The following is a 17,198-nucleotide window of genomic DNA, read 5'->3' as shown; positions in this document are numbered from 1 at the left end:
GTTATTGTTTTCATATCTTATATTGATTTCACAAATATATAAATGTAATTTGAATTACAATACATATAGAGTGAAAAAAAACTCTTTTAAATGATTAAAATTGTTAAATTTTATTGGGAATAAGTTTTTTTAATATCTTAATTACCAATAGCTATGGTGTTGTTTACGTTCATTCTAAAGTCTGGATTTCCTTTGATATTGGGCGTTGCAAACAATTCGCTGTTTTTGATTTTGGTAAAATTAATATCAAAAACAGGATTACTGTAAAAACTTTGAATTGCAGGATTTGCACCACCGGCTTCACTTGTAATTCCGCCATTGCAATTGTTAACGATTAAGTTTTTGAAGGTAATTTTGGCTAAATTGACTTCCCCGTTTCCAATATTTCCTTCTAATAAAACAAAAGGAGTAAATCCGGAAACGATACTGTTGGTTAAGTTAAAAAAGCTATTTTCTCTAACATAAATCGATTCTCGCACAAGGCCCTGATTGTTTTCTTCCAGATTTACCAGAGTAATATTGTTTGCATTTATTTTGGTTAATTTTTTACTCATATCGGTATTTCCTATTTTGTCATAAGAGTCAACTTCGAAACATCTCGAGCCTGAAATATCTGATGAAAAGGGATGACGAATGGCTATACTGTTATTGATGTTGATTTGTGCACCTTGGGTGAAATCAAAATCGTCATCGGTAGTCCTGTAAGAAACCAGATTGTTCATATTTAAATCTCCTCCATAACATTCGAAAGAATCATCATTGGAGTAACTAATTTGAATGTTGCTTAAAATTGTTTTTCTCCCTACTCCGGCAAGCGAAAGTCCGTTAAGTTCTTTTGCAGCGCTTAGTTTTCTGCCGGAATATTCAATACGTACATATTTTAGAATTCCCGAATTATCTTCGATATCCTGCCCTCCGTAATGGTTTAACATTGGTTCCAGATCAAAAGGAAGGACATGTATTCCTCCTAAGGTATTAATTGGAGCTTTTCCCAGAATGATGATTCCACCCCAGTCTCCCGGTTTTCTTTCTAAAATTTCTTTGTTGGAAGTAAAAACTATAGGATCTGTTTCGAGACCTTCGGCTACAATTTTTGATCCGTTGGTAATAACCAATGTTCCGCATGTTTTGTCATCTCCTCTTATTACAGTACCGGGTTCTATCGATAGTACGGCGTTATTGGTTACATAAACAACTCCAACTAATTGATATGTATTGCGTTTAAGAAGTTTGGTGTCTTTATCGATGGTTCCTGCTATGATGTTTGTAGCTTCGCTATATTCGGTATTCGCAGGTTTAAAATTGGTCCAGTTGTTCATCCAGTTTGAGTTACCAAAAATTCCTTTGGGCTGTTGCTGTGCCTGTAGGAAAAAAGAACTTAGAAGAGTGATGATTGCAAGTTGTATTTTTGTTTTCATAACTATGATTTTGATTTCTAGTTTTTGATTTTTAATAAGTTCAAAAGTAGAAGGCCAATGTTAATCAAAGTCCTGAATGGTATTACGAAAGCGTTAGGGGAGTATTAAGAATGTTATTTTTTTGAGAATAATGTAAAAAGAAACCCCAATAGTCTTGAACTATTGGGGTTTTTCTTATAATATTAAGAATTGTTGTATCTTAAGCTATTAGAATTTTAAAGCTACAGTCAATTCGAAATCGTCATTGATAGTTTTGTCTCCTAAGTTTTCAAAGAAGTTACCAGAGTTGTATTTGATACCGTATTTAGTTCTGTCAACTTTTAATGCACTTGTTGCAGTATTTCCGCTTACAGTGATATCAAAAGTTACAGGTTTAGTAATACCTTTAATAGTTAAATCAGCAGTTACTGTATAAACATCAGTAGATTTTGCTCCGATAGATTTGAAAACTAATTTTGCAGTTGGGAATTTGTCTGTTCCAAAGAAATCATCAGCTTTTAAGTGACCATTTAATTTCCCTTGGTATTCACCTGTTAAATCTGTTGCTGTTAATGAAGTCATATCAACAGTAAAGCTTCCTCCAACTAATTTTTTCCCTTTGAAAACTACAGCTCCTTCTTTGAAGTTTACTGTTCCTGAGTGTTCTCCGGTTACTTTTTTACCTACCCATTTGATCGTACTTGCTTTTACGTCGATTTTTTTAGTTTGTGCGTTTACTGAAACGCTAGCTACTGCTACGAATAATGCTATTGCAATTGTCTTTAAATTTTTCATTTTGTTAAAATTGATTTTGGATTAATAATAATTATATAGTGATAAATAAATTCTCGTGTGATTTTCTAACTTTTTTGTAATGCTGAGTTTCGTCCTCATCATGTCTGTAACCTACCGTTGCGATAACCGAAGCATTTAGACCTAATTTATCAAATCCTAAGATTTCATTGAATGCTGCAGCATTAAATCCTTCCATTGGAGTGGCATCGATTTTTAGTTCAGAGGCAGCAGTTAATAATGTACCTAAAGCGATATAAGTTTGTTTAGCTGTCCAGATGTTTTTAGCCTCAACAGATAAATTAGCAATAGTACCTTTCATCATGTCACTGAATCCGGCCAAAGCATCAGTAGGAACTCCTCTTGTTTCACTAATTGTATTGATGTAAGCGTCTACAGAATCTGCTCCAACATTTAAGTCGTTTGCAAAAATAAACAACTGAGAAGCATCTGTAATTTGAGTTTGTCCGTAAGCAGCAGCTTTTAATTTTTCTCTTATTTCCGGATTTTCTACGATAATAACTTTATAAGGTTGTAATCCGTATGAAGAAGCACTTAATCTAACGGCTTCTTTTAAAGTGTTTAAATCTTCGGATGATATTTTTTTTGTTGCATCAAATTTCTTTGTAGCATATCTCCAATTTAAATTGTCTAATAATGTACTCATAATTTTAATTTTGTTGGGTTCTGTATTTTTCTAATAATTGATTTAATAATTCTAATTCTTCAGGACTTATATTCTCAGCAAATGTGCGCTCGTGCTCATCTACCTTCGGATCTAATTCTTTTAGTACGTCTAATCCTTTTTGAGTGATTAGAACCTCTATTTTTCGTCGGTTGTTAGGACAAACATTTCGGGTAACAAAATCTTTCAATAGTAGTTTGTCTACTAATCGGGTTGTGTTACTTGTTTTGGCCAGCATGCGCTCCTGTATCACACACATATTAGCAGGATTTCCTTTTTGCCCTCTTAATATACGAAGCACATTATATTGTTCTCCGGACAGATCATACGGTTTTATCAACTCGTTGAAATGATCCTGAATCACGTTTTGCGTGTACATGATATTTAGAATAACTTTTTTCGCATTATCCATCTTAACTGTACTTTTTATAACCTCTTCAATTGTCATAGTCGTAAGTGTATAATTTGTATATACAAATGTATAACTTTTGATATTTGTATATACAAATGTATCGTTAATTTTTTGTTAATTTAGATAATATGCGTTTTGTAGTTATACAAACCCTGTAGGATTACTGTAAAAATAGTATAAATTTTATTTGAAAAATTGATTTTCTAAAGCTTAATGATTTTTTAAAGAATTAATTATCAGCTTCATATATAAATACCCTGATTTCACAGCTGTTTAAAGCCTGTTGGGTTTCTCGTACCGCAGGTTTGTTCGCTCACCTATAATTTTAGATTAAAATAGACGGATCTAATTAAGTATTAGGTATAATAATGCGGCTAAACTTGCTCCAATTACCGGACCTATCACCGGAATCCAGGCGTAACTCCAATTGCTGCTTCCTTTTATTGGGAGGATTGCATGCATGATTCTTGGTCCAAGATCTCTCGCGGGATTAATGGCGTAACCGGTTGTACCTCCTAATGATAGGCCAATTGCCCATACGACTATGGCTACAGGAAGTGCTCCAATAGTTCCAAGACCTATTGTTGCATTTGGATCTGTGGTTATTTGTAGGTTTGGTCCGGCAATATAAAAAATGGAAAAGATCAAGACAAAAGTTGCAATTATCTCACTTATTATGTTTGACAAATTGTTTTTGATGGCGGGAGATGTAGAGAAACAAGCAAATTTGGCATTTTCATCTTCAGTCGAAGCAAAATGGTCTTTATGCGATAACCACACAAAAAAGGCGCCCAACATGGCTCCAATCATTTGCGCAAGTATATAGGTAGGAACTAAGTTCCAATTGAATTTTCCGATAAGAGCCAAAGCAAACGTAACAATAGGATTTAAATGTGCTCCGCTAACAGGTCCTGCAATAAGTACACCTGTAAAAACGGCAAATGCCCAAGCTGTAGTGATAACAATCCAACCCGAATTGTTTCCTTTTGTATCTTTCAGGACAACGTTTGCAACGACGCCATTACCTAATAAAATCATTATCATAGTGCCTAAAATTTCTGCTGTAAAAGGTGTCATATTCTACTATATTTTAATTGTTTTATTCGTCGATCCAGTCTGATGCGCACCCAACGGCCTTATTCCAGTTTTTTACTAATTTACTTACTTCTTGTTTTGGCATTTTTGGAGAAAATACGCGATCTATAGACCATTGTTCTTTCAAATCATCGAGACTTGACCAGTATCCTACGGCAAGTCCTGCCAAATATGCTGCGCCTAAAGCTGTTGTTTCGAGTGTTTTTGGTCTTGTAACAGTTTTTTCGTAAATGTCTGATTGAAATTGCATTAGTAAATTATTTGTAGCAGCACCGCCATCAACTCTTAATTCTTTTCCCTTTCCTCCAAAATCTGCTTCCATAGCTTTTAGTAAATCATTTACCTGATAAGCAATTCCTTCTAAAGTGGCTCGGGCGATATGCGCACTGGTAGTTCCTCTTGTTATTCCAAGAATTGCACCTCTGGCATATTGATCCCAATGTGGAGCTCCTAAACCAGTTAGTGCCGGAACAAAATAAACACCTCCATTATCAGGGACACTGGCTGCCAGAGCTTCTATTTCTTCTGATGTGTTAATCATTTTTGCACCATCTCTTAACCATTGTACAGCTGCGCCTCCAACAAAAACGCTTCCTTCTAAAGCATAAGTTGTTTTGCCATTAATTTTCCAGGCTACGGTAGTCAATAAATTGTTGGTTGAGCGAATTGGTTTTTCACCCGTATTCATTAACACAAAACAGCCTGTTCCGTAAGTGTTTTTTATCATTCCCGGAGTGGTGCATAACTGACCAAAAAGAGCGGCTTGCTGATCTCCGGCAACACCAGCAATAGGAATTTTTGTTGAAAACAGGGTGGTGGAGCTTTCGCCATAAATGGTACTGCTTTCTTTTACTTCAGGAAGCATGGCTCTGGGGATATTAAACAATTTTAATAATTCATCATCCCATTCTAAGGTGTTGATGTTGAATAATAAAGTTCTGCTGGCATTAGAAACATCGGTCATAAATAATTTACTACGGGTCAATTTCCATATTAGCCAAGTGTCTACGGTTCCAAAACAAAGTTTTCCTTGTTCCGCCTTTTCTCGAGCTCCGGGAACGTTATCTAAGATCCACTTAACTTTGGTTCCGGAAAAATAGGCATCCAGAATTAATCCGGTTTTTGACTGAATCATTTCGGTATGTCCTTGTGCTTTTAATTCGTCACAGTATTTTGCTGTTCTGCGATCTTGCCAAACAATAGCATTGTAAATAGGTTCGCTTGTTTCCCGATCCCAAACAATGGTAGTTTCCCGTTGATTGGTTATTCCGATTGCGGCTATTTCTCTTCCGGATATTCCCACTTTAGCAATTACTTCTGCGGCTACACTGATTTGAGAAGACCAGATTTCGTTTGGGTTATGTTCAACCCATCCTGGTTTTGGAAAAATTTGCTTAAAAGCTTTTTGGGAAATGCTCGCAATTTCTCCTCCATGATTAAAGACTATAGCTCTGGAGGAAGTTGTTCCTTGATCGAGTGCCAGAATTAGTTTATTTTGCATGACTTATATTTTCTTAAGTTAATAATGGTCTATTGAAATTCTTTTAAAAGAAAACCTCTGGCTATTGCTTTGAAGTTTGAGATTTCTTTGTTGATCCAGGTTTCGTCATGTCCCAATTCCTTTGCGAGCAATCGTGCTACTTTTTCAGATGATTGAATTGCAGCTCGGGCGTCTAAGAATAATAACCGGACACGTCTTGCTAAAACATCGTCAACTGTTCTGGCCATTTCGTATCGAATAGCCCAGGCTACCTCGGCCATTACAAATTCGTGATCCGAATGTATTTTTTCTTTTAATTCTGGCTCATTTTGTTGGAGTTCAAGTATTTTGGGAATATCGGAACCATAAATATATAAATGATTCATTCGGTCTAAATTTGTAGTAGGTTGGTTTCCATGAATAGGAAGATGCTCGGTATTGCAGGCTTTTTTAGGTAATTTGCCTATTTTGATAGCTTTATCGATGATATCTTCGGCAATTTTTCTGTAAGTAGTCCATTTTCCTCCTGTAATTGTTATTAAGCCAGTTTCCGAGACAATAATTTTATGACTTCGCGAAACTTCTTTAGTACTTTTTCCTTCTTCTTCGGGAGCTGCCAAAGGACGTAAACCTGCAAAAACAGATAAAACGTCGGCTCTCGTAGGTTTTTTTGCCAGAAAGCGTTGAGCAGTTTCCAAAACAAATTCGATTTCACTTTCGAGAGCGATAGGTTCAAGACTGTGTTTTCTAATTAATGTATCAGTTGTTCCTACTACAATTCGATTGTGCCAGGGCACTGCAAATAAAACTCGTCCGTCACTAGTTTTGGGAATCATCAGTGCCTGGTCACTCGGTAAAAAGGATTTATCAAATACGAGATGAATCCCCTGACTCGGAACTATATATTTCTTATAAACCTTGTCGTTTAGTTTCATGATGGCATTTGTAAAAACTCCGGTTGCGTTAATAATGGCCGTGCCTTTTATGTCATACTTGTGACCTGTTTCATGGTCTATTGCTTCAACGCCAATAATTTGATTAGTATCGTCTTTTAGTAAGTTTACAACTTTAGAATAATTTAAAACGCAAGCCCCTTTTTCTACTGCAGTTTGGGCGAGGTTTATGGCCATGCGTGAATCGTCAAATTGCCCGTCGTGATAAATAACACCACTTACCAGACCTTTTTCTTCGACGGTAGGAAGCATTTCTATGGTTTTTTTCTTTGAAATATATTTTGAAGCTCCTAAGCTCAAACGTCCTGCGAGTAAATCATAAATGGTTAATCCGATCGTATAAAAATAACCGCCCCACCAGTTGTAGTTTGGGATTACAAAAGATTGATTTTTAACTAAATGACCTGCGTTTTTTGCCAATAAGCCTCTCTCCTTTAAGGCTTCTCTAACTAAGTGAATGTCACCTTGCTCCAAATAGCGAACTCCACCATGAACCAATTTGGTACTTCTGCTTGAGGTTCCTTTTGCAAAATCTACTGCTTCAAGTAAGATCGTTTTGTATCCTCTGCTTGCGGCATCAAGAGCAGTTCCAAGACCACTTGCGCCCCCACCAATTATAATTACATCCCACTTCTCCGTGTTTTTTAATTGCGTCAATTGTTCCGAGCGTTTCATATAGCATCAGTTTGGTTGTTTTTGTAAGATTAGATCTTATGTTATAAACTTAATGAAACTAAACGAATTGGAAGCAAAGTGAATCAATTTTTTAAGTTTAATATTTATCAGGCTTTAAGAGAAAGAAAAACACCTGTCAGATTTTTAAAACCTGACGGGTGTTTTGAAATTAGTATCAAATATTTTGAAGTTCTACTTGATTAAGCTAGCTTTTTTTCAAATGCTTTTCTTGCAGCACCTCTAAAAAAAACTTCACCACAATAGGTATAATTTAATCTGTCTAAAATTTTAAGCATTGGAATATTGTCAAAGTTCGTGTCAACTTTAATACTTTGAATGTTATTTGAAAGAGCCAATTCTTCTATGCTCTTAAAAAGTTTTGTCGCGATACCTTTGCCTTTTGCTGATTTTGAAACGGCTACACGATGAACAACAGTATAATCGTCATTCGTAAGCCATTTACCTTCTATCACTTCGTAGGCAGGTTCTTTGTCAAAAAGAATAGCTGCGTAAGATAGAATAGTGTTATTTTCTGTCAGCACATAAGCATGCCCATTTTTTATGTCATGCTCTATTGTTGTCTCATTAGGATAACCATCCTGCCATTGTGTACTTCCGTCCAGACGTCTTTGTTCAATAGCATCTTGTAGGATACTCCATATTTGTGTTACTTCAGCAATATCAGCTTTTCTCAAAATTAAATTTTCTGTTGTGTCGTTCATCTTTTGGGTATTAAACTATTAAATGGAAAATTAATGAATTTGTCTTTAAGGAAACTATAAATTAAGATCAAGTAAACCTCTCAGGTTAAATTTCTAATTTACGGAAGTTATTATTCGTTTAAATACTTTTCAATACATGTATTTATTATTTTACGTTCTTCCATTGTTGCGTCATTGTCCATGTCACTATGGTTGATAGGAGTGAATTGAACTGTCATTCCGTATTTTTGTTGTTCTTGTTCAGTCGGTAATACACCTTCGTCTGCAGAATAGTTTTTGGAGCGCAACGTATATACTATTGGGTGGTTAACTCTAGGAAGAGGCATTCTTCGATTGTCCATCGTTATTATTTTATAAACGAATTTAGGATATTTACTTGCAAATAAAGCAGTCATATCTCCACCATTCGAATGACCAATTAGTGTTAAATGCTTAAAATCTAATTCAGGCTTTATGGATTTAAATTCGTTTAAAACATGTAGAATGTTATCAGTGCCTCTTTCCCAATTTGGTTTTCTTGTAACTTTAAAATCTCCTTCCATTGCCAAAAGGGCGTCGGTAGGTAATTCGTGCTGAATACTAATAACAAAATATCCTTTTGAAGCTAAATTTTCTGTTAAATAAGAATAGATCATATTGTCTCCGCCTTTATTCTCTCCGTATCCATGACTAAAAATTATTATCTGTTGATTATTAATTTTGGAGTCTGTTTTTGGGTAAAAAATGGCGATCGGAATTTTACGATTTCTCGATTTGTCAAATAAAGTTAACGTATCAAGTTTAACAGGATAGGTATTATGTGCTATTTGAGAGTTTGTTTTCTTGTTATTTGAGCAACTTGCGAATAGTAAACCAATTAAAATCTTAAAATATATTTTGCTCATTTTTTGGATATTTACAGTTAGGCTACGAAAAATAGTAAGGAATTTATCTTTAAAGAAACTATAAATTAAGTACCAGTAAACCCGACATGTTTTTAAAATTTGCCGGGTTTGATATGTATAAAGTAGGGGTTAGAATATTAATGAGGCAGTTTATCTTTAATCAAACCATAAACCCAGGTTCCAAAAATAGCGCTTACTAAAGTCACCACAATTACCGTAACTCCAGTACCGATTTGAGCAAATAAGGGCCCTGGACAAGCTCCTGTAATAGCCCATCCAAAACCAAACATCAATCCACCATAAATTTGTCCTTTACTGAAAGTTTTTGGCTGAATCTCTATTTTTTCTCCCTGTATGGTTTTAATGTTGAATTTTTTGATGATTTGTACTGATATAAGCCCAACTGCAACGGCACTTCCAATCACACCATACATAAAGAACGATTGCAGGTGAAACATTTCCTGAATACGAAACCAACTAATGATTTCGGCTTTTACGAATACAATTCCAAAAAAGATTCCAACAACAAGATATTTTAAGTTTGAGAAACCTGAATCTTTGATTTGGCTTCCGTTGGTTCCTTCTGTGTCCGTATTTTTATTTTCTAACTTGTTCATTTTTGAAATTTTAAAGTGAAAGAATATAGGGTAAAATAAAAAGCGACATTACAAAACCGCCAATCATAAAACAAATTGTTGCCACTAACGAAGGCCATTGTAAATTTGAAATTCCCATAATCGCATGACCACTTGTACATCCACCAGCGTAACGCGTACCGAAACCAACTAAAAATCCGCCAACTACAATCATGATAAATCCGCGAAGTGTTAATAAACTTTCCCAAGAGAAAAGTTGCGCAGGAACTAATCCAGAATGATCTGTAATGCCGTAAGTGGCTAATTGGTTAGAAAGTTCTGGTGCAATTTCAACCGGATTTGGATTGGCTAAGAAATTAGCAGAGATAACTCCGCCAAGGAAAATTCCGAAAACAAAGAACAAGTTCCAGCTCTCTTTTTTCCAGTCGTATTTAAAAAATGAAATATTGGCAGGAATGCAAGCCGCACAAATATGACGAAGCGAAGAACTGATTCCGAAGGATTTATTTCCAAGAATCAATAAAAGGGGTACGGTCAAACCAATTAACGGGCCTGAAACATACCAAGGCCAAGGTTCTTTTAAGATTTCTAGCATTTTTTGAGGTTCTAAGTTACTAAGATTCTGAGTTACTAAGATATAAAGGTCAAAATTCTTAGAACCTTAGAATCTTAGTAATTCAGCACCTTAAAATTATTTTAATACTTTACTTTGACAAACAAAATCTGATTTTGGGATTTCTGTTTTTGAAATGGCTCCAAAACCGCCTTCAATTTCGCTAAAATTTCTGAAACCACGAGCTTGTAAAATTGAAGCAGCAATCATACTGCGATATCCTCCGGCGCAATGCAGATAAAAATGTTCGTTGGGGTTAATGTCTTTTACCCAATCATTAATATAAGCCAGTGGTTTGCTGTACGCGTCTTCGATGTGCTCTGCAGCATATTCTGTTTCTTTACGAATATCGATTACTTTGTCTTCTCCGAATTTGAACTCATTTGAAAATTGTTGAGCAGTGATTCTGTTTACAGTATCAATTTCGTAACCTGCTTTTTCCCAGGCTTCAAAACCGCCTTCTAAATGACCAATAATCGTGTCAAATCCTACACGGCTTAAACGGGTTACGGTTTCTTCTTCAAGACCGGTTTCCGTCACCAATATAATAGGTTGTTTTACATCCCCAATTAAAGTTCCAACCCAAGGAGCAAAATCTCCATTGATTCCAATGTTAATAGCTTGTGGAATAAAACCTTTACTAAAGTTGGCAGCACTTCTGGTATCCAGTATCAAAGCTCCTGTCTCTTCGGCTACAGCCTCAAATTCTTCAACTTTTATCGTTTTCATTCCGTTATGCAAAACAGTTTCAAAACTTTCGTAACCTTGTTTGTTCATGGCAACATTCATACTAAAATAGGATGGTGGAGGTAATAAACCATCGGTAACTTCGGTAATGAATTCGGCTTCGGTCATATTGGCGCGTAACGCATAATTGGTAGCTTTTTGATTTCCAATTGTCGAAACGGTTTCTTTACTCATATTTTTTCCGCAGGCGCTTCCCGCACCATGAGCAGGATATACGATCACATCATCAGCCAAAGTCATAATTTTATCTCTTAACGAATGGTATAAAATTCCGGCTAATTGATCCTGTGTCATTCCGGCTGCTTTTTGAGCCAAATCCGGACGTCCGACATCACCAATAAATAAAGTGTCTCCGGAAAAAATTGCATGGTCTTTTCCGTTTTCGTCAATAAGTAAAAAAGTAGTGCTTTCCATGGTATGTCCCGGAGTGTGCAATACTTTAATTGTTATTTTTCCAATCTTAAATTCCTGTCCGTCTTTTGCTGAAATACAGTCAAATTCGCAGGCAGCGTTGGGTCCGTAAACGATTGGCGCCTGTGTTTCTTTGCTTAAATCAACATGTCCGGAAACGAAATCGGCGTGAAAGTGAGTTTCAAAAATGTATTTCAACTTTACCTTATCGCGTTCTAGACGATCTAAATAAGGTTGAATTTCTCTTAAAGGATCAATAATCGCCGCTTCTCCGTCTGAAGTAATATAATAGGCACCCTGAGCTAAGCAGCCAGTGTAAATTTGTTCTATTTTCATGATTTGAAATCTAAAATAATGTGGCACAAAGGTAAGTCTGTTTTTCGGGAAATTAAGTGACTATTGTTACAGAAATTTGATTTCTGTGTGAAAAAATGGGTAGATTTTGACATAGATGTTATATTAATTGAGTTAAACTTGAGCAATTAAGCTTTAACTTATAATTTTGCATATGACGAATGTCATTTTAAAACAAATAAACAGTTAAACAGATGAACACAGAAGATTTATTGAATCAGATTGCCTTTATAAAAGAAATTGATAAGGTAAAATACATTCAGCGGAAAACGAAGCTGTTTCATAGTGACCGAAATGAAAATGATGCGGAACATAGTTGGCATTTGGCTTTGATGGCGATTGTTTTGGCTGGACATTCAGATGAACCTATTGATATTTTGAAAGTTATAAAAATGGTTTTGATACATGACATTGTAGAAATCGATGCAGGAGATACTTTTATATACGATGCGCAAAAGAATCATGACAATACGGAGGAGGAACGATTGGCAGCGAATCGCATTTTTGGTTTGCTTCCGGAAAAGCAGGCCGAAGAACTAATTGCTATTTGGGAAGAATTTGAAGCTGGTAAGACCAACGAAGCAAAATTCGCAAAAGCAATGGACAGACTGGAGCCTTTATTGCAAAATACATCTAATAACGGCGGAACCTGGAAAGAATTTGGAGTGAATTACAATAAGGTTTACGAAAAAAAGAGCGTTATAAAAGAAGGCTCTAAAACATTATGGAATTATGCCGAAGGCTTGATTAATGAAAGCGTTGAAAAAGGGATTTTGAAAAAGGAGTAATTTTTTAAGCACATAGTTCCAATTACGATTTATAGACAATCTTGTCATTTCGACGAAGGAGAAATCTTCGCAAGTAAGTCCGCAACGTAAAACCAATCTTTGTTGAGCTTCTCGTGAAGATTTCTCCGTCGTCGAAATGATAAATAATAACGAAGCAACTAAAATATAAGTATAACTTGTACTTTTCAAAATTGTTGAAAAGTTTAACAATTATCAGGGGATAAACTTTTTTTAAAGGCAGGAATTTCGGGTTTTAATGGGTAAATTTGTGGGACTTCATAAATAAAATACCACTATGGAAGAAATGCTTTTTTATGACCGAATGCAATTTGCCTTCACGATTACTTTCCACTATCTTTTTCCGCAACTTACAATGGGTCTTTCGCTGATCATTGTTTACTTCAAATGGAAATATCTAAAAACTAAAAACGAACAATACAATCACGCCACCCATTTCTGGATGAGAATCTTCGCCTTGAATTTTGCGATGGGGGTTGTAACCGGAATTCCGATGGAGTTTCAGTTTGGAACCAACTGGGCAAAATTCTCCGAGTTAACTGGAGGAATTATCGGTCAGACATTAGCCATGGAAGGTATGTTTTCGTTCTTCTTAGAATCTTCTTTTTTAGGACTGTTTTTGTTTGGAGAAAAATTATTGGGACATAAATGGCATTTCGTCACCGGATTATTAATTTGTATTGGTTCCTGGGCCAGTGGTTATTTAATCATCGCCACGCATTCGTGGATGCAGAATCCCGTAGGTTACGAGATTTTAGAGAACGGAAAATTTGTGTTGACCAATTTCAAAGCACTGTTTCTAAATCCGTGGTTATGGCCGTCCTATTTGCATAATCAGGCTGCCTCTTTAGTGACAAGTTCTTTTGTTGTGGCAGGAATTGGTTCTTTTTATATTTTAAGCAAAAAGAATATTGTTTTCGGGAAACTGTTTCTTAAAACGGGAGTAATCTTCGGATTGATTGCCAGTATGATTGTGGCTGTTCCAACAGGAGATTTACTGGCTAAAAATGTGGTAAAATACCAACCTGTGACTTTTGCGGCTATGGAAGGAATTTTCCATACTGAGAAAAAGGGTTCTGAAATTGTTTTAATTGGTCAGCCCGATGTGAAAGACAAAAAATTGGATAATAAAATTGCCGTACCTAATATTTTAAGTTTCCTGACTTATGGAAATTGGGAGCAGGAAATAAAAGGGCTGGATCAGTTTGAAGAAGATTTACATCCCACCAATATTTCAGGTTTGTACTATGCCTATCATATTATGGTTGGACTTGGAACGCTGTTTATTGGTTTGATGTCTTTTGCTTTGTTTCAATTGATCAGAGGCAAATTGTATGAAACCAAGTGGATTCTCTGGTCACTGCTTTTTATGATGCCGTTTCCGTACATCGCCAATACGACTGGCTGGTACACGGCCGAGTTAGGAAGACAACCCTGGCTTGTTTATAATTTAATGCGAACAGCAGCCGGAGCCTCTCCAACCGTTTCTTCAGGTAATACCCTGTTTACTTTGCTGGGATTTATAGGATTGTATCTTTTACTTGGAATGCTGTTTTTGCTTTTGATTGGAAAAATTATCAATAAAGGACCTCACACTGAAGTCATAACTGAAAATATATAAGTATGGAATTTTTTTGGTACGTAGTTTTAATGGGAATTTTGGCCGTTTATATTGTCTTAGACGGTTATGATTTTGGAGCAGGAATTATTCATTTATTTTTTGCCAAAACAGAAAAAGATAAAAAAGCAATTACAAATGCAATCGGTCCGTTTTGGGATGCCAACGAAGTATGGATTATCGCTGCAGGAGGGGTTTTGTTCTTTGCATTTCCTACTTTATATGCTTCTTCTTTCAGTGGGTTTTATCTGCCTTTGATCATGATTTTATGGTTACTGATCTTTCGTGCCATTGGTTTGGAAATGCGCGGACAGGTACATCATCCCATGTGGGAAGCAATCTGGGATAAGGCTTTCGGAATTGCAAGTTTACTTTTGGCTTTGTTCTTCGGAATTGCCTTGGGGAATATCGTTCGTGGTGTCAACCTTGGAATGGTAACCAACGGTGTTTCGACTCAGGAAGCACATTATTTCTTTTTGCCATTGTGGAATCCAACTTTTAGTCCGCAGGCAAGTGAATTGGGGATTATAGACTGGTTTACACTTTTCCTGGGAATTGTGAGTGTGGTTTCTTTAACCATCCACGGTGCGAACTGGGTAATCTTTAAAACCAATTCGGCCTTGAATCCGCAGCTTAAAAATGTTGTTTTTAAACTCAATATTGTCTTGCTGATCTTAGTTTGTATTTCACTTCAAATCTGGCATTTTATTGAGCCAAAGCCTTTCCATAATTTTGTAGAGAATCCGATTCTCTGGTTTTTTCCATTGATGACTTTTGTTGGAATTCTGGGATTGTTTAAAGTACGCTCCTGGCAAAAAGACGGTTATGGCTTTTTGTTTTCGTCGCTGTTTCTTGTGGGCGGATTTGCCTCAACTGCCGTTTCCATTTTTCCGAATGTTTTGCCCTCTACGAATAATGTAAATCCGTCCTTAACTATTTATAACACTGCCGCCGGCGAATATGGATTGAATGTAGGAATGAGTTGGTTTTTTATCGCTTTGTTTTTGGTGATTATCTATTTTATTATTCAATACCGTGTTTTTAGCGGGAAGATGGATGATATTGGGTATGGGGAACATTAAGAGTTTTGCTAAAAAAATCTACAAGTAATTTCATTTAATAGATTTAAAAAGTATAATATTATAGATATGATCAAAGTAAAAATTATAAAAAAGTATAAATCTTTAAATATATGTGAGTTTGAACTTCCTGGTTTCTCAGTATTAACTGGATTAAATGGTAGTGGAAAAACACATCTTTTGGAGGCTATCTCAAATAAAGAATTTAGTGAAGTTTATATCAATGATAGTAAGATTTCAAATATTAGATATATTCCTTTCAATGGTTTAAATTCAAACATACAGGAAGATTGTGATCCAGGAAGAATAACGCAATGGATAAAAAATTTTTCAGATCAATTTAATAGAGCCTTTGCTTCATTGAAAAATAAGAAGGTAGAAATGACAGAGCGAAATTTATATCTGTATTCTCCGGATTCATCTTTTAGAATAGCTGGACCAAAAATTATTTCTAAAATAGAAAAAAAAATTGAAGATATTACAGATGATGATATCTCTAATTGCTTTGATATATCAATGATGGCAGAGAATGATTTTTTCACAGCACAATTTGCCTTAATTTTTAAAAATTATCATCGATTATTTGATGAAAATAATATTAATAAATATTATGAAACTCAAAACATCCCAATCACATCTGAGATTTTGTCGGAAGAAGATTTTGTTAAAAAAAATGGTTTGCCGCCATGGGATTTTGTAAACACGATACTTGAAGAAATAAATGTTCCGTACAGAGTTAATTCGCCGTTAGGTACAAGGGTAGAAGCAAATTTCAAGTTTAAATTGATTGATATACATAATGAAACTGAGATTTCTTCTCAAGATTTATCAACGGGAGAAAAAGTGTTAATGTCTTTAGCTTTAGCAATTTATAATTCAAATGGAGTTGATAAACCCGATTTTTTATTAATTGATGAACCTGATGCAGCATTACATCCATCAATGTCAAGAAAGATGGTAAAAATTTTAAATCATAGTATATTTAATGTTAGCGGAATACCGGTTATTGTAACTTCTCATTCACCAACAACAATAATTTCATCTGAGGGTATTTCCATATACCAAATTGAAAGAGGAAATCCTATTCCAAACGCAATTTCAGTACAAAAAGCTGTGGAATTATTATCAAGTGATATTCCATTTTTGAAAATTTCTAATGACAAAAGAAGACAAGTTTTTGTCGAGAGTAAATATGATGTGGTTTATTATGAGCTTCTTACAAACATTCTTTTACGAATAGATGATATAAATTCAGATCCAATTTATTTAGCTGCAAGAACTTCAGACGGATCAAATTGTACAGACGTAATAGCTGTAGTAAATAATTTATATGAAAGTGGAAATGAACTAATTTATGGAATTATAGACTGGGACAGAAAAAACGAAAGTAAACATAGGTTAATTGTTGTAGGTGAAAGTGAACGCTATTCAATTGAGAATTATCTTTTAGATCCCTTGATGATGGGACTTCTATTTATTAGAGAAACAAAAATAAAAATGGCTGAATTCGGAATTGAGAGGATTTCTAAATATTCTGAAATCGGAATTCTGGAAGCTGAAGAAGCTCAAATGATAATAGATAAAGTTTTAAATGACCTAGGTTTGAATTCTGATAATAAAGTGGATTATGATTTATATAATAATTGGAAATTAAAAGTCTCTTTAGAATTTAATTTACTTCAAGGACATGAGCTTGAAGATTTGTATAAAGAAAGATATCCTTTTTTAAAAAGTTATAATAGAGAAGATTTATTAAAAAAAGACATTATTCAAAAAATTATAAATGATTTTCCTGAATTTACACCAAAAGCAATTTTTGATACAATAAAGAAAATTATTTAGGACGATTAAATTTTTCGTTAGGGATAGCTGATAATAG

At 35.0% G+C, this 17,198-nt stretch carries 16 protein-coding genes; 4 read left to right on the top strand and 12 right to left on the bottom strand.

The genetic code is table 11. The features are described from left to right. Positions 1 to 137 precede the first annotated feature (137 nt). The 12 genes from AC3IS6_RS21490 to AC3IS6_RS21435 all read right to left on the bottom strand — a co-directional run bounded on the left by AC3IS6_RS21490 (position 138) and on the right by AC3IS6_RS21435 (position 11,798). Positions 138 to 1,418, bottom strand: coding sequence for a hypothetical protein (locus AC3IS6_RS21490; protein WP_489162398.1), 1,281 nt, complete (start codon positions 1,416 to 1,418; stop codon positions 138 to 140). Between the two features lie 207 nt (positions 1,419 to 1,625). After that, entirely contained in the window at positions 1,626 to 2,192 is a 567-nt protein-coding gene (locus AC3IS6_RS21485) for a YceI family protein (protein WP_489162396.1), read from the bottom strand. Between the two features lie 31 nt (positions 2,193 to 2,223). Beyond that, positions 2,224 to 2,856: an NAD(P)H-dependent oxidoreductase gene (locus AC3IS6_RS21480; protein ID WP_489162394.1), complete on the bottom strand. Its 633-nt coding sequence runs from the start codon at positions 2,854 to 2,856 to the stop codon at positions 2,224 to 2,226. A 4-nt stretch (positions 2,857 to 2,860) separates the two neighbouring features. Next, positions 2,861 to 3,322: a MarR family winged helix-turn-helix transcriptional regulator gene (locus AC3IS6_RS21475; protein WP_489162392.1), complete on the bottom strand. Its 462-nt coding sequence runs from the start codon at positions 3,320 to 3,322 to the stop codon at positions 2,861 to 2,863. Between the two features lie 309 nt (positions 3,323 to 3,631). Then, on the bottom strand, positions 3,632 to 4,363 hold the full coding sequence (locus AC3IS6_RS21470) for an MIP/aquaporin family protein (protein WP_489162390.1): 732 nt from the start codon (positions 4,361 to 4,363) through the stop codon (positions 3,632 to 3,634). 22 nt (positions 4,364 to 4,385) lie between these two features. Further along, positions 4,386 to 5,882: a glycerol kinase GlpK gene (glpK, locus tag AC3IS6_RS21465; protein ID WP_489162388.1), complete on the bottom strand. Its 1,497-nt coding sequence runs from the start codon at positions 5,880 to 5,882 to the stop codon at positions 4,386 to 4,388. A gap of 29 nt (positions 5,883 to 5,911) precedes the next feature. Further along, complete coding sequence (locus tag AC3IS6_RS21460) at positions 5,912 to 7,489, bottom strand: glycerol-3-phosphate dehydrogenase/oxidase (RefSeq protein WP_489162386.1); 1,578 nt, start codon at positions 7,487 to 7,489, stop codon at positions 5,912 to 5,914. A 200-nt stretch (positions 7,490 to 7,689) separates the two neighbouring features. Further along, positions 7,690 to 8,211 (bottom strand): GNAT family N-acetyltransferase, encoded by a 522-nt coding sequence (locus tag AC3IS6_RS21455; protein ID WP_489162384.1) that lies wholly within the window; start codon positions 8,209 to 8,211, stop codon positions 7,690 to 7,692. Positions 8,212 to 8,321: 110 nt separating this feature from the next. Next, positions 8,322 to 9,095, bottom strand: a complete 774-nt coding sequence (locus AC3IS6_RS21450) for an alpha/beta hydrolase family protein (RefSeq protein ID WP_489162382.1) — start codon at positions 9,093 to 9,095, stop codon at positions 8,322 to 8,324. A gap of 137 nt (positions 9,096 to 9,232) precedes the next feature. Continuing rightward, positions 9,233 to 9,712 carry a DUF6691 family protein gene (locus AC3IS6_RS21445; protein ID WP_173966390.1) on the bottom strand — a complete coding sequence of 160 codons (480 nt, stop codon included), beginning with the start codon at positions 9,710 to 9,712 and terminating at the stop codon, positions 9,233 to 9,235. A 10-nt stretch (positions 9,713 to 9,722) separates the two neighbouring features. Continuing rightward, complete coding sequence (locus AC3IS6_RS21440) at positions 9,723 to 10,286, bottom strand: YeeE/YedE family protein (protein ID WP_489162379.1); 564 nt, start codon at positions 10,284 to 10,286, stop codon at positions 9,723 to 9,725. Between the two features lie 96 nt (positions 10,287 to 10,382). After that, positions 10,383 to 11,798: an MBL fold metallo-hydrolase gene (locus AC3IS6_RS21435; protein ID WP_489162377.1), complete on the bottom strand. Its 1,416-nt coding sequence runs from the start codon at positions 11,796 to 11,798 to the stop codon at positions 10,383 to 10,385. 212 nt (positions 11,799 to 12,010) lie between these two features. Between AC3IS6_RS21435 and AC3IS6_RS21430 the strand changes: the two genes are divergently transcribed. The 4 genes from AC3IS6_RS21430 (at position 12,011) to AC3IS6_RS21415 (ending at position 17,161) form a co-directional block, all read left to right on the top strand. After that, the gene (locus AC3IS6_RS21430; protein WP_489162375.1) at positions 12,011 to 12,604 is read left to right on the top strand and encodes an HD domain-containing protein; all 594 of its coding nucleotides are present in this window, start codon (positions 12,011 to 12,013) and stop codon (positions 12,602 to 12,604) included. A 295-nt stretch (positions 12,605 to 12,899) separates the two neighbouring features. Beyond that, positions 12,900 to 14,243 (top strand): cytochrome ubiquinol oxidase subunit I, encoded by a 1,344-nt coding sequence (locus AC3IS6_RS21425; RefSeq protein ID WP_489162373.1) that lies wholly within the window; start codon positions 12,900 to 12,902, stop codon positions 14,241 to 14,243. Positions 14,244 to 14,245: 2 nt separating this feature from the next. Then, on the top strand, positions 14,246 to 15,322 hold the full coding sequence (gene cydB / locus AC3IS6_RS21420; RefSeq protein ID WP_489162371.1) for a cytochrome d ubiquinol oxidase subunit II: 1,077 nt from the start codon (positions 14,246 to 14,248) through the stop codon (positions 15,320 to 15,322). A 66-nt stretch (positions 15,323 to 15,388) separates the two neighbouring features. Next, positions 15,389 to 17,161 (top strand): AAA family ATPase, encoded by a 1,773-nt coding sequence (locus AC3IS6_RS21415; protein ID WP_489162369.1) that lies wholly within the window; start codon positions 15,389 to 15,391, stop codon positions 17,159 to 17,161. Positions 17,162 to 17,198: the final 37 nt, after the last annotated feature.

This window comes from Flavobacterium sp. KH_035 (assembly GCF_057839565.1).
The sequence above is the reverse complement of the archived record's forward strand: the minus strand, read 5'-3'. Positions and strand labels throughout refer to the sequence as shown.